The 18589-nt window shown below is 49.9% G+C and carries 14 protein-coding genes; 9 read left to right on the top strand and 5 right to left on the bottom strand.

The window, feature by feature from the left end; genetic code table 11:
- Nucleotides 1-151 precede the first annotated feature (151 nt).
- The 3 genes from metF to metB all read right to left on the bottom strand — a co-directional run bounded on the left by metF (nt 152) and on the right by metB (nt 4954).
- Nucleotides 152-1042, bottom strand: coding sequence for a methylenetetrahydrofolate reductase (metF, locus tag LG381_RS05350; protein WP_000007526.1), 891 nt, complete (start codon nt 1040-1042; stop codon nt 152-154).
- Nucleotides 1043-1358: 316 nt separating this feature from the next.
- Nucleotides 1359-3791, bottom strand: coding sequence for a bifunctional aspartate kinase/homoserine dehydrogenase II (gene metL / locus LG381_RS05345; RefSeq protein WP_000110772.1), 2433 nt, complete (start codon nt 3789-3791; stop codon nt 1359-1361).
- 2 nt (nt 3792-3793) lie between these two features.
- Nucleotides 3794-4954, bottom strand: coding sequence for a cystathionine gamma-synthase (metB, locus tag LG381_RS05340; RefSeq protein WP_010350181.1), 1161 nt, complete (start codon nt 4952-4954; stop codon nt 3794-3796).
- A gap of 276 nt (nt 4955-5230) precedes the next feature.
- On the opposite strand from metB, the gene metJ reads away from it, so the two are divergent.
- Both metJ and LG381_RS05330 read left to right on the top strand, forming a co-directional pair.
- The gene (gene metJ, locus LG381_RS05335; protein WP_000852812.1) at nt 5231-5548 is read left to right on the top strand and encodes a met regulon transcriptional regulator MetJ; all 318 of its coding nucleotides are present in this window, start codon (nt 5231-5233) and stop codon (nt 5546-5548) included.
- A 202-nt stretch (nt 5549-5750) separates the two neighbouring features.
- Nucleotides 5751-6359 carry a YiiX family permuted papain-like enzyme gene (locus LG381_RS05330; protein WP_225762105.1) on the top strand — a complete coding sequence of 203 codons (609 nt, stop codon included), beginning with the start codon at nt 5751-5753 and terminating at the stop codon, nt 6357-6359.
- Between the two features lie 34 nt (nt 6360-6393).
- On the opposite strand, the gene LG381_RS05325 is transcribed toward LG381_RS05330, so the two are convergent.
- The gene (locus LG381_RS05325; protein WP_024212600.1) at nt 6394-7779 is read right to left on the bottom strand and encodes an MFS transporter; all 1386 of its coding nucleotides are present in this window, start codon (nt 7777-7779) and stop codon (nt 6394-6396) included.
- A 783-nt stretch (nt 7780-8562) separates the two neighbouring features.
- Between LG381_RS05325 and LG381_RS05320 the strand changes: the two genes are divergently transcribed.
- Genes LG381_RS05320 through LG381_RS05310 form a run of 3 tightly spaced genes read left to right on the top strand, consistent with a single transcriptional unit; the run spans nt 8563 to nt 13042 of the window.
- A complete protein-coding gene (locus tag LG381_RS05320) occupies nt 8563-9795 on the top strand; it encodes an ABC transporter substrate-binding protein (RefSeq protein ID WP_000619303.1) in 1233 nt (410 codons plus the stop codon).
- Nucleotides 9792-11759, top strand: a complete 1968-nt coding sequence (locus LG381_RS05315) for an ATP-binding protein (RefSeq protein ID WP_105281120.1) — start codon at nt 9792-9794, stop codon at nt 11757-11759. The genes LG381_RS05320 and LG381_RS05315 overlap by 4 nt, the downstream gene beginning before the upstream one ends.
- Before the next feature lie 2 nt (nt 11760-11761).
- Entirely contained in the window at nt 11762-13042 is a 1281-nt protein-coding gene (locus LG381_RS05310; RefSeq protein WP_000132856.1) for a sigma-54 dependent transcriptional regulator, read from the top strand.
- 70 nt (nt 13043-13112) lie between these two features.
- Here LG381_RS05310 and rpmE read toward each other — a convergent pair whose 3' ends face one another.
- Nucleotides 13113-13325 (bottom strand): 50S ribosomal protein L31, encoded by a 213-nt coding sequence (gene rpmE / locus LG381_RS05305; RefSeq protein WP_000710770.1) that lies wholly within the window; start codon nt 13323-13325, stop codon nt 13113-13115.
- A gap of 203 nt (nt 13326-13528) precedes the next feature.
- Between rpmE and priA the strand changes: the two genes are divergently transcribed.
- The 4 genes from priA (at nt 13529) to hslV (ending at nt 18582) form a co-directional block, all read left to right on the top strand.
- Nucleotides 13529-15727 carry a primosomal protein N' gene (priA, locus tag LG381_RS05300; RefSeq protein ID WP_024212601.1) on the top strand — a complete coding sequence of 733 codons (2199 nt, stop codon included), beginning with the start codon at nt 13529-13531 and terminating at the stop codon, nt 15725-15727.
- A gap of 155 nt (nt 15728-15882) precedes the next feature.
- On the top strand, nt 15883-16908 hold the full coding sequence (cytR, locus tag LG381_RS05295) for a DNA-binding transcriptional regulator CytR (RefSeq protein ID WP_000644884.1): 1026 nt from the start codon (nt 15883-15885) through the stop codon (nt 16906-16908).
- 91 nt (nt 16909-16999) lie between these two features.
- Nucleotides 17000-17959, top strand: coding sequence for a cell division protein FtsN (gene ftsN / locus LG381_RS05290; RefSeq protein WP_000068842.1), 960 nt, complete (start codon nt 17000-17002; stop codon nt 17957-17959).
- Nucleotides 17960-18051: 92 nt separating this feature from the next.
- Nucleotides 18052-18582, top strand: coding sequence for an ATP-dependent protease subunit HslV (gene hslV, locus LG381_RS05285; protein WP_000208242.1), 531 nt, complete (start codon nt 18052-18054; stop codon nt 18580-18582).
- The last annotated feature ends 7 nt before the right edge of the window (nt 18583-18589 follow it).

Raw genomic sequence — 18589 nt, 5'->3', positions numbered from 1 at the left:
TATAAAAAAGTGTTTTAGCTTCACATCCTTCAAGGAAGAAGGGAGAAAACAAGGCTGACTACCTTATTTTCCCACCCTCATTTAGAGGCAGCATTTTGTGCTCTGTTTAAAATTTGTGATCACTGTGTGATTTTCACAAAAGCCACAATATTTATAAACCAGGTCGAACACCCAGCGTATGACAAATCGCGTAACTCATTTCAGCGCGGTTAAGCGTATAGAAGTGGAAATCTTTAACCCCTTCCCGGCTTAAAATCTTCACCATGTCCATGGCGATATTCGCCCCCACCAGCTTGCGGGTTTCGGCATCGTCATCCAGACCGTCAAACATTTGCGCCATCCACGCCGGAATACGCACGTTGGTCATGTCGGCAAATTTCTTCGCCTGTTTAAAGTTAGAGACCGGCAAAATGCCCGGAATAATTTCCACATCGATACCCGCCGATACGCAGCGATCGCGAAAACGCAGGTAGCTTTCGACATCGAAGAAGAATTGAGTAATCGCACGGTTGGCGCCGGCATCGACTTTACGTCTCAGGTTAAGCAAATCTGCCTGGGCACTTTTCGCTTCCGGGTGAACTTCCGGATACGCCGCCACGGAGATATCAAAATCCGCCACTTCTTTTAACAGCGTCACCAGGTCAGAGGCATACATTTCCGGCTTACCGCTTCCCGGCGGCAGGTCGCCACGCAGCGCCACAATATGGCGAATGCCGTTATTCCAGTAGTCGCGGGCGATGGTGCGCAGCTCATCGGGAGTCGCATCAATGCAGGTGAGATGCGGCGCAGCTTCCAGACCGGTGCGATCTTTAATGCCTTTAATGATGCTGTGTGTACGGTCGCGCTCGCCGGAGTTCGCGCCATAGGTCACCGACACAAACTTCGGTTTCAGGCTGCTAAGGCGATCAATGGAGTTCCACAGGGTCTGCTCCATTTCACTGGTACGCGGCGGGAAAAACTCGAAAGAAACGTTAATCTGCCCCTGGACTTCTGCCAGGCTCTGATTCAGGGCATCCCGCTGGCTGGCGTGAAAAAAGCTCATACCTTACCTCATCAATCGCTTGTAGTTATATGTTGTGTTGTGAACATCTATCCATTTAGACGTCCAGATGTAAAGATGAAGGAAAAGCCGAGGGGCGTCAACCGAAAATTGACCAATGATGGTGAGGAAAAATCAGGGAAGATGAAAAAGATTCAGGATGGGAATTACAAGAAACCTGGCAGACGGATTTATTGTTTCTTGCCGGATGCAGCGTGAACACCTTATCCGGCTTACAACTCAATGATAATTAGGTAAATTATGTTAAAGGCCATAAGCCCAATAAGCATGTGCATCATGCCTAATTGGGCTCCTGAACTTACAACAACTGCGCCAGACGATTAATATCCGACTGAATCGCCCCAGCGGTGACATCGCGCCCTGCGCCTGGTCCACGGATCACCAGCGGGTTATCGCGATACCAGCGGCTTTCGATGGCGAAGACGTTATCGCATGGCAGCAGTGATGCCAGCGGATGATCTTCCCGCACCGCTTCCACGCCCACACGCGCTTTGCCGTTGGCATCGAAACGCGCCACGTAGCGTAGCACCAGCCCCATTTCGCGGGCAGCTTCCAGCCGTTGTACCATCTGCTCGTTCAGCTCATCGCCATTTTCAAAGAAATGGTCGATGCTGCCGCCTTCGCAATGAGCAGGCACCAGCGACTCCACACGTACCTGATCCGGTTCGATGTTGTAACCTGCTTCACGCGCCAGAATCACCAGCTTGCGCATCACGTCTTTGCCGGAAAGGTCATCACGCGGGTCAGGTTCAGTTAACCCTTGCTGCCATGCCTGATCCACCAGCTCGGTAAACGGCACGCTACCGTCGAATTGCAGGAACAGCCAGGAGAGCGTGCCGGAGAAGATCCCGCTGATCGACAAAATAGTGTCGCCGCTGTCGATCAGATCGCGCACGGTATGGTTGATCGGCAACCCCGCACCGACGGTGGCGTTATACAGCCAGTGGCGCCCGGTTTTTTCGAACGCGTCGTGGATCTGGCGATATTTATTGCTGTCGCTCGCTCCCGCCAGTTTGTTGGCGCTGATAACATGGAAACCGTGGCTGGCGAAATCGAGATATTGATCGGCAAGCTGCTGGCTGGCGGTAACGTCCAGCACCACTAAATCATCATACGGATGGGCGCGCATCCACAGGAACAGCGACTCTTCATCCTGCTCGACGGCTTCATCATTGAAGAACGCTAACGCGCGGCTGGCGTCCAGCCCGTCATAGCTCAACAGGCTGCGGCGGCTGTCCACCACGCCTGCCAGCACAAATTCAAATCCGGTACGCGCCGAAAGCGTACTCTGCTCACGGGCAAACAGTTCCAGCCAGCGGGAACCGATATTGCCCTTGCCGAACAGAACCAGGCCAATGCGTTTTTCCGCGCGAAATACGGACTGATGCAGCCCCTGAATCAGGCTTTCGGTTGGGCCGGTACGCAGCACTGCCACCAGGCTGATGCCGTCATCCGACTGCCAGGTAAATTCGACCGGCTGGCCTTTCAATTGCTGCCAGAAACGGTGGCAATGCAGCGGGTTACGGGTGACGCCCGCCCCGACCATCGCCACCAGCGCCAGCCCCTGACGCAGACGCAGTTCGCCAGGTAATCCCGCTTCGTCGAGAATTTTCAGGGCGCTGTCAGCCACTTCGGAGGTGTAGCAAAATTGCAGCAACTGGCGATCGTTATGTACGCCAACCGCCAGTGGGCGCACCTGCGCGCGTTTCAGGATCTGGTCGATTTCTTTATGCGCCAGTTTGAAGTCCTGGCTGGCGGGCACCTGAAACTCAATCAAACAAACATCATCATGGCTGGTGACAATACGCGCTCCTGTACCGGAAGCCAGCACGCGTTCAATGCGTGTAGAGCCTTGATCCGGCGTGTAGCTACAGCGCAGTTGCAGGTCAATTTCGCTGCCAGAAACTGGCTGTAAAGTACGGGCGTGGAGGACAGGTGCCGCCAGACGAGCCAGCTCGCTGGCCTCATCAAGACGCAGCAACGGCAGCAGACAGGCATCTTTCACTTTACGCGGGTCGGCGCTGTATACCCCGGCGACATCGCTCCAGATGGTTACGCGAGAAACACCCGCCAGCGCACCGATTTGGGTAGCGGAATAGTCAGAACCGTTACGCCCCAGCAGCACCGTTTCACCGGCGTTGTTACGGCTGATAAACCCGGTCACTACCAGACGTTTGCCCGGATGCTGCACCAGCAGTTGTTGCAGCAACGGGTACGAAAGGCCTTCATCAACCTGCGGTTGTGCGGCGCGTTCAGCACGTAAAAACTCGCGGGCATCAAGCCAGGCCGCAGGCAGTCCTTGTTGGTTAAGCACCGCAGACATCAGGCGCGCCGACCACACTTCACCGTGACCCACCACTTCCGCATACACCGCGTCGTTAATACCGCTGTCGAGCAGCGCCGCCAGGCGTTCAAGATCGCTGACAAAGGCGCTAATAAGGCTATCGGCTTCTTCAGCGGGTAACAGGCCGCTAATCAGATCGCATTGATAACGACGTAGCGTTTGTTGAACCTGATGCGCAGAGAGACGATCGGTCTGGCTTAGTTTCAACCAGTTAATCAACTGGTTAGTGGTGCTACCGGCGGCGGAAACCACCATCATATCGTCGGGCTGAGAGTACTCCGCCATAATGCCCGCGACACGCAAATAACACTTCACATCAGCCAGACTACTGCCACCAAATTTATGCAGTTGACGACCTTTCGCCCCTGCCTGCGCAATCACACTCATTTTTACCCCTTGTTTGCAGCCCGGAAGCCATTTTCCAGGTCGGCAATTAAATCTTCGCCATCTTCTATACCGGTGGAGATACGCAACAGCGTCTCGGAGATCCCGGCGGCAGCACGCGCTTCTGGCGCCATGCCTGCATGTGTCATGGTTGCGGCGTGAGAGATTAAACTTTCCACTCCCCCTAACGATTCCGCCAGCGTAAACAACGACAGCCCGCCCAGGAAACGACGCAGCGTTTGCTCATCGCCATCCAGCTCAAAACTCAACATTGCGCCAAAGCCTTTTTGCTGGCGCACGGCAATTTCATGCCCCTGATTTTCCGGCAGCGATGGGTGATAAAGTTTTTTCACCAACGGCTGGGTTTGCAGATATTTCACAATCGCCTGCGCGTTACGCTGAGCCAGCTCCATACGCGGCACCAGAGTACGCAGACCGCGCAGCAGCAGATAGCTGTCAAACGCGCCGCCCGTTACGCCAATATTGTTTGCCCACCAGGCCAGTTCGGTGACAACATCTGGATCTTTAGCAATCACCACGCCCGCCACCACGTCTGAGTGACCGTTCAGATATTTCGTACATGAATGCAACACCAGATCGGCACCTAATGCCAGTGGATTTTGTAATGCCGGGCTTAAGAAGGTGTTATCCACCACGCTCACCGCCCCGACTTCCCTTGCCAGATGGCAGATTTTCGCAATATCCACGACGCGTAACAATGGATTACTTGGGCTTTCTACCAGCACCAGTTTAGGTTTTTCTGCCAGTGCCGCCCGTAATGCCTGCTCATCGCCCTGATCAACAAACAACACGCGATAGCAACCGCGTTTCGCCAGGCTGTCGAACAGGCGATAGCTGCCGCCGTAGCAGTCGTGCGGCGCAACCAGCAGATCGCCGGGTTTCAAAAAGACAGTCGTGACCAGGTGAATAGCTGACATGCCGGTATTGGTTAGCACCGCACCTGCACCGCCTTCCAGTTCTGCCAGCGCACGCTGAACCACATCGCGCGTTGGGTTGCCGCGACGCGAGTAATCATGCGCGCGTGGTTCATTAAATCCGGTAAAGTTATAGGTGCTGGAAAGATGAATAGGCGGGACAACGCAACCATACTGTTCGTCGTCATTTAACCCGCTACGCACTGCGATGGTGGCCTGTTTACGCGTCATGTGATGAAGTTCCCTGGGCTTGGTCGGTGAAATGTCAGGCACCAGAGTAAACATTGTGTTAATGGACGTCAATACATCTGGACATCTAAACTTCTTTGCGTATAGATTGAGCAAATCTCAAATAGCCGTTAAAATTATATGCATTATCACGCCGACAGGTGCATTACACGATGTCACGGTAACGCCTGTACGGTAAACTATGCGGGTTTACGGTCAGTACCCACATAAATTGTGTGGTCTGGTCTCAATTTATTGACGAAGAGGATTAAGTATCTCATGGCTGAATGGAGCGGCGAATATATCAGCCCATACGCTGAGCACGGCAAGAAGAGTGAACAAGTCAAAAAGATTACGGTTTCCATTCCTCTTAAGGTGTTAAAAATCCTCACCGATGAACGCACGCGTCGTCAGGTGAACAACCTGCGTCACGCTACCAACAGCGAGCTGCTGTGCGAAGCGTTTCTGCATGCCTTTACCGGGCAACCTTTGCCGGATGATGCCGATCTGCGTAAAGAGCGCAGCGACGAAATCCCGGAAGCGGCAAAAGAGATCATGCGTGAGATGGGGATTAACCCGGAGACGTGGGAATACTAAAGCGGAAAAGAGCGGCGCGGAGAGTGGAATCGCCTGATGCGCTACGCTTATCAGGCCTACGTCTACGTCATATTGCAATTTATTGAATTTGCACGAACTTGTAGGCCGGATAAGGCGTTCACGCCGCATCCGGCATAAACAACGAGCACGTTGTCAGCGGCTCTGCTCTAACCCACCGCTTTTTATACATGGACGTTTAACGATGAAAAACAGGCTTCTGATCCTCAGCCTGCTGATTTCTGCGCCTGCCCTTGCCTGGCAACCGCAAACCGGCGACATCATCTTTCAGATCTCTCGCTCATCGCAAAGTAAAGCAATCCAACTGGCAACCCATTCCGATTACAGCCACACCGGTATGTTGGTGATGCGTAACAAAAAGCCCTACGTCTTTGAAGCGGTCGGCCCGGTGAAATACACCCCGCTCAAACAGTGGATCGCCCACGGTGAAAATGGCAAATACGTTGTTCGCCGCGTTGAAGGCGGACTCAGCGCCGAACAGCAACAAAAACTGGCGCAAACGGCAAAACGTTATCTCGGCAAACCATACGATTTCAGCTTCTCGTGGAGCGACGATCGCCAGTACTGTTCGGAAGTGGTGTGGAAGGTTTATCAGAACGCGCTGGGAATACGCGTGGGTGAGCAGCAAAAACTAAAAGAGTTCGATCTTAGTAACCCGCTGGTTCAGGCAAAGCTCAAAGAACGCTACGGCAAAAATATTCCTCTTGAGGAAACTGTGGTTTCACCTCAGGCCGTTTTCGATGCGCCACAACTCACTACCGTTGCTAAAGAATGGCCGCTGTTTTCATGGTAATGGGCCAATCGCATCATAATTGGCCCCCCCAAATCTAACTTTTGCTGCTCTGAAGCTCTTGCGAAAACTCAGCAACGTCATTTTGACGCTGTCGTTCCATGGCGATCGCGCCAAAGTGCGTTAACGTACAGAAAATAATGCAGCAGATAACACCAGCAAGCAGAAGATAAAAACCGCCATCCCAACCAACCTGATCGACCATAACACCAAACAGACTTGTTCCAAGCGTTGCGCCAAGAATATAGCTCATAAAACCACGCAAACCGACTGCGGAACCCACGGCAAAACTGGGGACAATTTCCATTGTCTGAACAGAAGCCAGGAACTGCGGTACATAGATAAGGCAGCCTACGCAAGCAGCAAAAATGGTAATAGAGAGCAGAGAGTCACTTTTCCAGTAGCCCAGCAGGCAGAAGAAAATTAATACCATACTGATAATAGCGGGTGGCATACGGCGACCACGAAATAATTTATCACTCAACCAACCAGCAAATAATGTAGTTGGAATCGCCGCCCATTCGAAGATTAAAAATGCCGTGCTCATTTCAGTCTTCGTAAAATGTTTCACACTTAACAGGTAAATAGGCAACCAACTGATAATTCCGAAACGCACCATATAGACAAAAACATCAACGAAAGAGACGAACCATGCGTTCTTGTTTTTTAGCACATAGGTACAAAAAATTTGCCAGGCCGTCATATCTTCCGGCGCACGATCATCTTTTGCTTTAATGCTGACGTCGTCCGGGACGATTTCGCTTAATGGCGGCAAACCTTCACTTACGGGCGAACCTTTACCTGACATCAGTACCACTATAGCAATGACAACAGATACAATCGCTGGAACAACATATGTTGCTATTTTCCAGTGTTCAGTCCCCAGCACAGCAAATGCACCACCAACAATCGGAGCAACAATACCGCCCCCGACATTGTGTGAAATATTCCAGACCGCACCGACGATGCCTCGTTCTTTACGAGGGAACCAGTTGGCTATTGTAATAAACGAAGGACCAACCCCCATTCCTTGAAAGAGACCGTTTAAAACAACAAGTCCCGCAAACATCCAGAAAGCAAAACTAAATCCAAGCGCCACGTTAACGAGAGCACAAAGAACCAAACCCACAGCCATATAGACTTTAGGATTCGCTTTATCTGCCAGACTACTCATTACCCCTTTACTAATACCGTAGGCGATCAGCATACAACTGCTAAGTAGACCTATTTGAGTCGCAGATAGATTAAGATCTTGCTTTAAATAAGGTGTGGAAAGAACAAAGTTATTCCTGACAATATAATACGAAAGATAACCGATAAATACGCTAAATAGCGCCTGCATACGATAACGATTATAAGTATTCTTTATTTCACTTTCAGGAACCTTATGTGTTGCCACTTTAGGTTTCAGTAGAGAAAGCATATATCACCTTCCAGTTCATAGAGTTATTTAAAACAGCAATGCCAGTTACTACTCTCTGAAGAGTATTGCAAAAGCCCTTGCTTCATTGGTTTTAAAGATAGTGAAGCAAGTGAGTTTAAGTTACAATACAGGGCATATGAGTCAAAACTGACTCAAAAATACAAATATCATGTTCCATTTCTTTCCCATTTTTATATCTCAAAATAGAACAAAGCCATTATTTCAGCATTAACGGGTTACAACAGCCCCAATAAAAAAATAATGACTTTTATTAATTTTTTCAGTTTTTGAGGTCAGTCACATATTTTGCATCCATATACGTGATCATTGAAGAGACTCGATTTTACCCTGTTGGAGGATCATGCTACGCAACATGAAAATTTTCATCACCGCTCAACAACCAGCAGGGATTAAGGATTTTCATGTTATCCTTCGTGATAAGCACATTTGCGCTCAAGTTAAAGCCATTCTTCCGGCTTCTGAAGGCTGGTGCAAAGAAACAATAGAATCCGGTCAGGGCCTGAATCCGATAGCACGAATATCGAAATTAATTACCGGAAATAGCTGTAACAATCGCTATTTCCGCAAGATACACATGTTCAGAGGTGCAATATTGATCTTTTTTTGATAACCGCTTCCGGATATAGTGACGCTCGTTACATCTGAATTAATGAAATTTCTGATACTGACACCAGCGTCTTACAGTCATTATGTATATTAGCTAACGGATAATGCTATGAATTACAGCGTAAGAGTTTTTCTCTCGTTAATAGGATTTTTGACATGATTCGTATTATACAACGAGCATTAATCTGTTGGGTTTTATGCGTCAATGTCACCTCAGCGCAAGAGCTGGTGATTGCAACAACGCTTTCTTCGGAAGCGACGGAACACATTATTAGTCAATGGCAAAAACAACCACTGGCAACCAAAATCCGAACGCTTAACCGAACCAGTGCATCCATTGAGCGCCTGCTAGAAAATCCATTGGGTGAAAATATTGATCTGGTACTGAGTTCATCCCCCATGTTGCTACAGCGGTTGCAAAGTAAAAATCTGCTCCAGCCTTTTAATAATCAAATCGAAACAAGCAGAAAGTTAGTCCCCGAATCTATTCGTTCAACCACCGTTGCGGTTGCGGTATCGGGCTATGGCATCCTGATCAATGTGGCGCATCTGGAAGATAAAAATGAGCCAGTGCCTACTTCATGGAAGGAATTGAGCAGGTCACGTTATCAAGGAACACTATTAATGAGCAGCCCTTCACGTTCAGATACCACACATCTGATGATTGAAGATCTCCTGCAACAACAAGGATGGAGTAATGGTTGGGGTACGCTACTGAAAATAGGCGGTAATCTCGCTACCATTTCATCTCGCAGCTTTGGCGTAGCAAATAAGATCAGTACAGGGCTGGGTGACGCTGGTCCAGTCATCGACAATTACGCTAACGTACTGCTTAATAATTCAACTTTACGTTTCAGTTATTTCCCCAACTCTCGCGCAGCGCCAATGTTTATTGCCATCGCAAACGGCAGTAAACACCCACAGGAGGCGGGGCGTTTTATTAATTTTTTGTTGAGCCAGGAAGGACAACAGGCATTGAGCGATTCTGATTCAGGAAAGTATCCGGTATATCCGCTACCCTCCGGTACTCCACTCGCGGATCAACAATTGCGATTATTTGCCTCTCCTTCCCTTGATTATCCGTTGATTATGCAGCGCCAAAAGCTTGTGCAATTGTTATTTGATAATGCGATTACTGTTCGCCTTACCGAACTTCAAAACAGCTGGAAATCATTATATGCCGCAGAACATCGGCTTAAGCGTAAATTGCCAGATGTGCGTGCATTATTAACAGCAGTTCCTGTTACCCCGGAGCAGTCCGTTAATGCCATGTACCTGCAGCAATTCGAACTGCAATCAGGCTTTCGTGAAGCTCAGCTCATGGCATGGCAGCAGTTTTTCCTGCATCAGCAGCAATTGGTGAACACACAACTTGAGTCGTTAAAGTGAAACAACTACATACTATAGGGACGAGCTTACGGCTCGCCTTTGTTTTTAGCGCCATTCTTACGCTATTCGTTAGCGTAGTCAGCCTCTATTCCTGGTATGAACAAAATTCTCAGGTTCGCTACGCGCTTGATGATTATTTCCCGAGGATTCAGGCTTCATTTCTTTTTGAAGAAAACCTCACCGCATTGGTAAACGAATTTAATGAGCTGCAACAAACCACCAATACCGCTAGTCGTCTTCAGGTGAGGAAGCAAATTGAACAACGGCTACAGAAAATTAAGGCCATTAATCCTCATCTTGATTCAGTACATCAACGTGCGCTTAACCAACAGGTCGCCAGTAGTGACAGACTGCTTAACAAGCTCGATAACGCATTGAACAACAACAATCAGGAAAAAGGAAAACTCGACGTTATATCCTCAAGAGTTAACTGGCTGCATGATGACTTTAATAATGAACTCAACTCACTTACCCAGGATTTAAGTTGGCAACAATCGTCGTTGCTAAATCAACTCAGCCAACGAAAAGATCTGCCCGAAAAAGAGAGTTTGCAAAATGCTCAGCAAACTATTCAAAAAGAATTGCAGCTCGTTTTCGAACTTTCACATATAGAAACCCAAATCGTCAGTACGCTAAAGGAGATGCTTAACACGCATAGCAGAGATATAGACGCGTTGAAACAACATATTCAGTATTTGAATTTTTTGAAACACAGCATTGACGAAAATGTGCGGTCGTTATCTTCTTATTCCAGTACCATCACATTACACCAGACAGTTTATTCCTTGTGGGAACTGGGTACTCAGCAAAATTATCTACCCGGAACCCTGGCTGCCTGGCAACAAGCTCAACAAACTCTCATGAGTACTATCGGGGATAAAGAGCGTGTATTTACGCAAATACGTGCTCAATTAGAAACGCAATTAGGTAATAGCCATCAACAATTACAAACATTCAATCTACGATTGGAAAAAATAATGCAAATCAGCGGGCTATTGATTTTGGCAGCTATGGTTACCGCCTTACTGTTCGTTATTCTGGTAAATTACCTCTACATTCGTCCCAGAATGATCCGCCGATTTCGGTTACTGAATGATGCCGTTGTCAAGTTAAGCAATGGTGAACTCGATGCTGATATCCCTGTCTCCGGTAATGATGAACTTGGGAGAATTGCCAACCTGCTCCGCCAGACCATTGAGAAAATTAATCAACAGCAACGTCAACTGGGACAGGAAATATGCGAGCGTATCGCGACAGAAAAAAACCTTCGTACAACGCAAAGTGAATTGATCCAAACTGCAAAACTGGCCGTGGTTGGGCAGACAATGACAACACTGGCACATGAAATTAATCAACCACTTAATGCCTTATCTATGTATCTTTTCAGCGCCAACCGCGCGCTGGAACAACAAGACGTTGGTTTGGTGAAAAATTATATTGTTACTATGCGATCGTTAGTCGAGCGCATGGATAACATCGTTAAAAGATTGCGCAACTTCGCCCGCCGTCGAGATAGTGAACTGGCTGGCGGTGCAATCAATTTACAGCAGGTAATTTATTCGTCCTGGGAACTTCTGGCGTTGAAACATCGATCACAGAAGGCCTCTCTTCACTACCCTGATAATTTCCCTGCCGTTTATGGTGATGATGTCTTGATTCAACAAGTTTTAGTTAATTTGTTTACGAATGCCCTGGAAGCCAGTCTGGAGCAATCACCCACAATAACCATCAGCTTTGAAGAAGAAGCCTCCACTGTAACGCTATATATTGCTGATAATGGAAAAGGCTGGCCAGTGCATCTGGCTGATCGACTATTAACGCCTTTTACCACGGACAAAGCTGTAGGTTTGGGTATTGGCCTTTCGATTAGCCATTCTATTATGCGCCAGTGCCAGGGAGAGTTATATATCGCGTCAACTCTCGACCGCCATGCGCTGGTTATTCTACGTTTCAGGAAACTTTAAGCATGACAGACACTACCCCAACAATTCTGTTAATTGATGACGACAATGATGTTCTGCTAGCCTACAGCACTCTCTTACAGCAAGAGGGTTATGTCGTATGTACCTGTAGCAACCCTTCTGAGGCTCTACAATTACTGCAAAATACGTGGGAAGGCATCGTGGTGTGCGACGTTTGTATGCCGGATATTTCAGGCATCACGCTGCTGGAAAAAATAATGCTTATCGACCCTCATCTTCCCATTCTGATGATCACCGGGCATGGCGATGTCCCCATGGCCGTTGAAGCAGTAAAAAAGGGAGCGTGGGATTTCCTGCAAAAGCCGATCAATCCAGAACAATTTCTCTCACTTATCGAAAAAGCACTGGCTGAACGTGAAGCTTATCTGGAACAAAAAAAATGGCGACACGCTCAGTTTAATCGGCACTTAATCGGTAACAGTGGTTGGATTCGCCAGACACGTCAACAGCTTGAAACGCTGGCAGAAACCGATCTTCCCGTCTGCTTTTACGGCGAACCTGGCACAGGAAGAACATTAGCCGCCCACTATCTTCATCAATTTAGTTCTCGCAAGGAAAGACCTTTAATTGAACGCACACTCAGCGCCAATAGCCAGCAGCCGTTGGAAGAATGGGTGAAAGAAGCAGAAGGTGGCACGCTGTTATTAAAAGAACTTGAGCATTTAACGCCAGAAAATCAGCGCGCCTTGATCCAGTACCAGGAAAGACCCCAGGATCGGTCATTTCGTCTGATTGTTGTTAATCAAAGCCCTCTGGCTGAACTGGCTGCCGCACAAAAAATTATTCCTGCATTGTATTTTCTTTTTTCACTCACCCACATTGAATGCCCACCACTCTGCCAGCGTCCGGGGGATATTGAACCTATTTTTCACCATTATCTGACCCTCACCTGTAAACGATTAAATCGCCAGCAGCCACTGCTGGGAAAAGCTTTTTATAAGCGACTGATGGCGCGTACCTGGCCTGGTAATATTATTGAATTGGTGAATGCGGCAGAACTGGTGGCAGTCGGCGTTTTAATGCTGGACGATTCGGTCAGTTTGCAGATGATGGAGACGGATCCAGCCCCGCTGGATGAACTCGTAGAATCTTATGAAAGACAAATAATTATTGATGCTCTCAACTTCCATCAGGGTCGTATCAACGACGTTGCCGATTACTTTCAGATACCCAGGAAAAAGCTGTATTTGCGCATGAAAAAATACGGTATTGATAAAATGGATTTTCGCTATGAGAAGAAAGATAAAAAGACACAAACTCAATGAGTTATGTTGATAATGTAGGTTTTCAGGCACAAAAAAAGCGCCGTGCGGCGCTTTTTTCGGAAATCCGGTCTTATTTGCTGCCCGGGATGCTGAAACGCTTGTTGAAGCGGTCAACACGGCCACCGGTAGCAACATCACGCTGTTTGCCAGTGAAGAACGGGTGGCACTTGCTGCACACGTCGAGGTTCAGGTCATGACCAACGGTGGAGCGGATTTTCATTACGTTACCGCAAGAGCAGCTAGCAGTAATTTCTTCGTATTTCGGGTGAATATCTTTTTTCATGGGAAAACCTCGGTTTAAGGCCGCGTCGCTCTTCCAGCCCTAACGCCAGACACCACGCGATGTTTAAAGTATAGTTTCAATACGATCATTTCGTATCAAAGGCGCCGAATCATACAGAAATTAACCAGCGTATGCAAACTGATCCGCACTCCTCTACGGCAATGTGTATACTGTTCCACCGAATTTCAAGTCAGGATGATGCTATGCCCGTTGCTCACGTTGCCTTGCCCGTTCCGCTTCCCCGAACCTTTGACTATCTGCTGCCTGAAGGCATGACGGTTAAAGCCGGGTGTCGCGTGCGCGTGCCGTTTGGTAAACAGCAGGAGCGCATCGGGATTGTGGTGTCCGTTAGCGATGTCAGCGAGCTGCCGCTCAACGAGCTAAAAGCGGTAGTTGAAGTGCTGGACGTTGAGCCGGTATTTACTCACTCCGTCTGGCGATTACTGCTATGGGCGGCGGATTATTATCATCATCCCATTGGCGATGTGTTGTTTCATGCCTTGCCGATTTTACTGCGCCAGGGGCGACCTGCAGCGAACGCGCCCATGTGGTACTGGTTTGCCACCGAGCACGGTCAGGCGGTAGATATCAACAGCCTGAAACGTTCGCCAAAGCAACAACAGGCACTGGCGGCATTGCGACAAGGGAAAATCTGGCGCGACCAGGTTGCCACTCTCGAATTTAATGATGCCGCGCTACAGGCACTGCGCAAAAAAGGTCTGTGTGATTTAGCAAGTGAAACACCAGAGTTTAGTGACTGGCGAACGAACTACGCCGTTTCTGGCGAGCGGTTGCGACTGAATACTGAACAAGCCACCGCCGTTGGCGCCATCCATAGCGCGGCAGATACCTTTTCCGCCTGGCTGCTGGCGGGCGTCACCGGCTCCGGTAAAACGGAAGTTTATCTAAGCGTGCTGGAAAACGTGCTCGCCCAGGGCAAACAGGCGCTGGTAATGGTGCCGGAAATCGGCCTGACACCGCAAACTATCGCCCGTTTTCGTGAACGGTTTAATGCGCCCGTGGAAGTTCTGCATTCTGGCCTGAACGACAGCGAGCGCCTTTCTGCGTGGTTGAAAGCGAAAAATGGCGAGGCGGCGATTGTGATTGGCACCCGCTCCGCGCTGTTTACACCGTTTAAAAATCTCGGCGTGATTGTCATTGATGAAGAGCACGACAGTTCCTACAAACAGCAGGAAGGCTGGCGCTATCATGCCCGCGACCTGGCGGTGTATCGCGCGCATAGCGAGCAAATCCCGATTATTCTTGGCTCCGCAACGCCCGCGCTGGAAACGTTATGCAACGTCCAGCAGAAAAAATACCGCCTGCTGCGCCTGACCCGTCGGGCGGGTAATGCGCGTCCGGCAATTCAACACGTGCTGGATTTAAAAGGTCAGAAGGTGCAAGCGGGGCTGGCTCCGGCGTTGATCAGCCGTATGCGCCAGCATTTACAGGCCGACAACCAGGTTATCCTCTTTCTTAACCGCCGGGGTTTTGCGCCTGCGCTGCTGTGCCACGACTGTGGCTGGATAGCCGAATGCCCGCGTTGCGATCACTACTACACATTGCATCAGGCGCAGCAGCATCTGCGCTGTCATCACTGCGACAGCCAGCGCCCAGTGCCGCGCCAGTGCCCTTCCTGCGGCTCCACGCATCTTGTGCCGGTGGGCCTGGGCACCGAGCAGCTTGAGCAGACGCTTGCCCCGATGTTCCCTGGTGTACCCATTTCACGTATTGATCGTGACACTACCAGCCGCAAAGGTGCGCTGGAACAACAACTGGCGGAAGTACATCGCGGCGGCGCGCGGATTTTGATTGGCACGCAAATGCTGGCGAAAGGTCACCACTTTCCGGATGTCACACTTGTGGCATTACTGGACGTGGACGGTGCGCTGTTTTCTGCCGATTTTCGATCCGCAGAACGTTTCGCCCAGCTTTACACCCAGGTTGCTGGTCGTGCGGGGCGTGCCGGTAAACAGGGCGAAGTGGTGCTGCAAACGCATCATCCGGAACATCCTCTCTTGCAAACATTGCTCTATAAAGGCTATGACGCCTTTGCAGAACAGGCGCTGGCCGAGCGGCGTATGATGCAGCTACCACCGTGGACCAGCCACGTGATTGTGCGCGCCGAAGATCATAACAATCAGCACGCGCCGCTGTTCCTGCAACAGTTGCGAAATCTCATCCTCTCCAGTCCGCTGGCGGATGAGAAACTGTGGGTTCTCGGCCCGGTTCCAGCACTGGCACCCAAACGTGGCGGTCGCTGGCGCTGGCAGATCCTGCTGCAACATCCTTCCCGCGTGCGCTTACAGCACATCATTAACGGTACGCTGGCGCTTATTAATACAATACCGGATTCACGGAAAGTGAAATGGGTGCTGGATGTCGATCCTATTGAGGGTTAAACCGCTAACGATGCGAGGCGGATCGAAAAATTAAATATTCATCACACTTTTCATGAAAATTCTGTAACCGTTTTCACGCGCTATCTGCTAAAAATGTTGCCGATGTGAAGTAAACACGGATGTAGTACGCCTGACGTGCCAGGCGAGGAGTGAGAGTGAAAGCGAAGAAGCAGGAAACTGCCGCAACCATGAAAGACGTCGCCCTGAAAGCAAAAGTCTCTACGGCAACCGTCTCCCGAGCGTTAATGAATCCAGATAAGGTCTCCCTGGCGACTCGTAACCGGGTTGAAAAAGCCGCCCGGGATGTGGGTTATTTACCGCAGCCGATGGGGCGTAACGTCAAGCGTAATGAGTCCCGCACCATTCTGGTGATTGTCCCGGATATCTGTGATCCCTTCTTTAGCGAAATTATTCGCGGAATCGAAATTACGGCAGCAAGTCATGGGTATCTGGTACTGATTGGCGACTGTGCACATCAAAACCAGCAGGAAAAAACCTTTATCGATTTGATAATCACTAAGCAAATTGATGGCATGTTGCTGCTCGGTTCAAGGCTGCCGTTTGATGCCAGCATTGAGGAACAGCGTAATCTGCCGCCGATGGTGATGGCGAACGAATTTGCACCGGAGCTGGAACTGCCTACAGTTCATATCGACAACCTGACCGCTGCATTTGATGCGGTAAATTACCTGTATGAACAGGGGCATAAATTGATCGGCTGTATTGCTGGGCCGGAAGAAATGCCGCTGTGTCACTATCGCCTGCAAGGCTACGTTCAGGCTCTGCGTCGCTGCGGAATTATGGTTGATCCACAATACATCGCCCGTGGCGACTTCACCTTCGACGCCGGAAGCAAAGCCATGCAGCAGTTGCTCGACCTTCCGCAACCGCCAACTGCTGTTTTCTGTCATAGCGATGTGATGGCACTTGGCGCACTTTCGCAGGCAAAACGTCAGGGGCTGAAAGTTCCTGATGACCTTTCCATAATCGGTTTTGATAACATCGACCTGACGCAATTTTGTGATCCGCCACTGACAACCATCGCACAGCCGCGCTATGAAATTGGTCGCGAGGCAATGTTGTTATTGCTTGACCAAATGCAGGGGCAAACGGTCGGCAGTGGCTCACGTTTAATGGACTGCGAGCTTATTATCCGGGGATCGACACGCACATTGACTTAAAGTAAACCTTTAAGGCTTCCGTGACTGGTCAAAGGCCCGCCGCTTAAGTAACATGGCGGGCTGACGAACGAATAAATACAGCGAAACGATAGTGGCACAACGAGATTATGTACGCCGCAGCCAACCGGCACCTTCGCGGCGAAAAAAGAGTACCTCACGGAAAAAGCAACGAAATCTGCCTGCGGTTTCTCCCGCAATGGTCGCTATTGCTGCCGCCGTTCTTGTGACCTTTATCGGTGGTCTGTACTTCATTACGCATCACAAGAAAGAAGAGTCCGAGACGCTGCAAAGCCAGAAAGTGACCGGAAACGGACTACCTCCGAAACCGGAAGAACGCTGGCGCTACATTAAAGAGCTGGAAAGTCGCCAGCCGGGTGTGCGTGCGCCAACAGAACCTTCTGCCGGTGGTGAAGTAAAAACGCCGGAGCAACTGACACCAGAACAGCGCCAGCTTCTTGAACAAATGCAGGCCGATATGCGCCAGCAGCCAACGCAGTTAGTTGAAGTTCCGTGGAATGAGCAAACGCCAGAACAGCGCCAGCAAACGCTACAACGCCAGCGTCAGGCGCAGCAGTTAGCGGAACAGCAACGCCTGGCTCAGCAGTCACGAACAACCGAACAAAGCTGGCAGCAACAGACGCGTACGTCGCAAGCCGCGCCGGTTCAGTCGCAGCCGCGCCAGTCAAAACCGGCTTCTACTCAGCAGCCGTACCAGGATCTGCTGCAAACCCCTGCGCACACTACCGCGCAGTCGAAGCCGCAGCAAGCTGCGCCAGTTGCTCGTGCAGCTGACGCGCCAAAACCGACGGCGGAGAAAAAAGATGAACGCCGCTGGATGGTACAGTGCGGTTCGTTCAGAGGGGCAGAACAGGCAGAGACAGTACGTGCTCAGCTGGCGTTCGAAGGCTTTGACTCGAAAATTACCACCAACAATGGCTGGAATCGTGTGGTCATTGGCCCGGTGAAAGGCAAAGAGAACGCAGACAGCACCCTCAATCGGTTGAAGATGGCGGGTCATACAAACTGCATTCGGCTCGCTGCCGGGGGTTGAAACCCTCAAAATCCCCCCCATCTATAATTGCATTATGCCCCGTACTTTTGTACGGGGTTTGTACTCTGTATTCGTAACCAAGGGGTCAGCTCGTGACAACTATAGTAAGCGTACGCCGTAACGGCCATGTGGTCATCGCTGGTGATGGTCAGGCCACGTTGGGCAATACCGTAATGAAAGGCAACGTGAAAAAGGTCCGCCGTCTGTACAACGACAAAGTCATCGCGGGCTTTGCGGGCGGTACTGCGGATGCTTTTACGCTGTTCGAACTGTTTGAACGTAAGCTGGAAATGCATCAGGGTCATCTGGTTAAAGCGGCCGTTGAACTGGCAAAAGACTGGCGTACCGATCGCATGTTGCGCAAACTTGAAGCACTGCTGGCAGTCGCAGACGAAACTGCATCGCTTATCATCACCGGTAACGGTGACGTGGTGCAGCCAGAAAACGATCTTATTGCTATCGGCTCCGGCGGCCCTTACGCCCAGGCGGCGGCGCGCGCGCTGTTAGAAAACACTGAACTTAGCGCCCGTGAAATTGCTGAAAAGGCGTTGGATATTGCAGGCGACATTTGCATCTATACCAACCATTTCCACACCATCGAAGAATTAAGCTACAAAGCGTAAGGATCTC

The sequence above is a fragment of the Escherichia sp. Marseille-Q3837 genome (assembly GCF_916618735.1).
GTDB lineage: Bacteria > Pseudomonadota > Gammaproteobacteria > Enterobacterales > Enterobacteriaceae > Escherichia > Escherichia ruysiae.
Note: the sequence above shows the minus strand (reverse complement) of the source record. Positions and strands in the feature narration are given on the sequence as shown.

What these genes read in the sequence shown, in the direction of transcription:
- metF (WP_000007526.1), bottom strand. Translation starts at nt 1,042, where the DNA reads ATGAGCTTTTTTCACGCCAGCCAGCGGGATGCCCTGAATCAGAGCCTG.
- metL (WP_000110772.1), bottom strand. Translation starts at nt 3,791, where the DNA reads ATGAGTGTGATTGCGCAGGCAGGGGCGAAAGGTCGTCAACTGCATAAA.
- metB (WP_010350181.1), bottom strand. Translation starts at nt 4,954, where the DNA reads ATGACGCGTAAACAGGCCACCATCGCAGTGCGTAGCGGGTTAAATGAC.
- metJ (WP_000852812.1), top strand. Translation starts at nt 5,231, where the DNA reads ATGGCTGAATGGAGCGGCGAATATATCAGCCCATACGCTGAGCACGGC.
- LG381_RS05330 (WP_225762105.1), top strand. Translation starts at nt 5,751, where the DNA reads ATGAAAAACAGGCTTCTGATCCTCAGCCTGCTGATTTCTGCGCCTGCC.
- LG381_RS05325 (WP_024212600.1), bottom strand. Translation starts at nt 7,779, where the DNA reads ATGCTTTCTCTACTGAAACCTAAAGTGGCAACACATAAGGTTCCTGAA.
- LG381_RS05320 (WP_000619303.1), top strand. Translation starts at nt 8,563, where the DNA reads ATGATTCGTATTATACAACGAGCATTAATCTGTTGGGTTTTATGCGTC.
- LG381_RS05310 (WP_000132856.1), top strand. Translation starts at nt 11,762, where the DNA reads ATGACAGACACTACCCCAACAATTCTGTTAATTGATGACGACAATGAT.
- rpmE (WP_000710770.1), bottom strand. Translation starts at nt 13,325, where the DNA reads ATGAAAAAAGATATTCACCCGAAATACGAAGAAATTACTGCTAGCTGC.
- priA (WP_024212601.1), top strand. Translation starts at nt 13,529, where the DNA reads ATGCCCGTTGCTCACGTTGCCTTGCCCGTTCCGCTTCCCCGAACCTTT.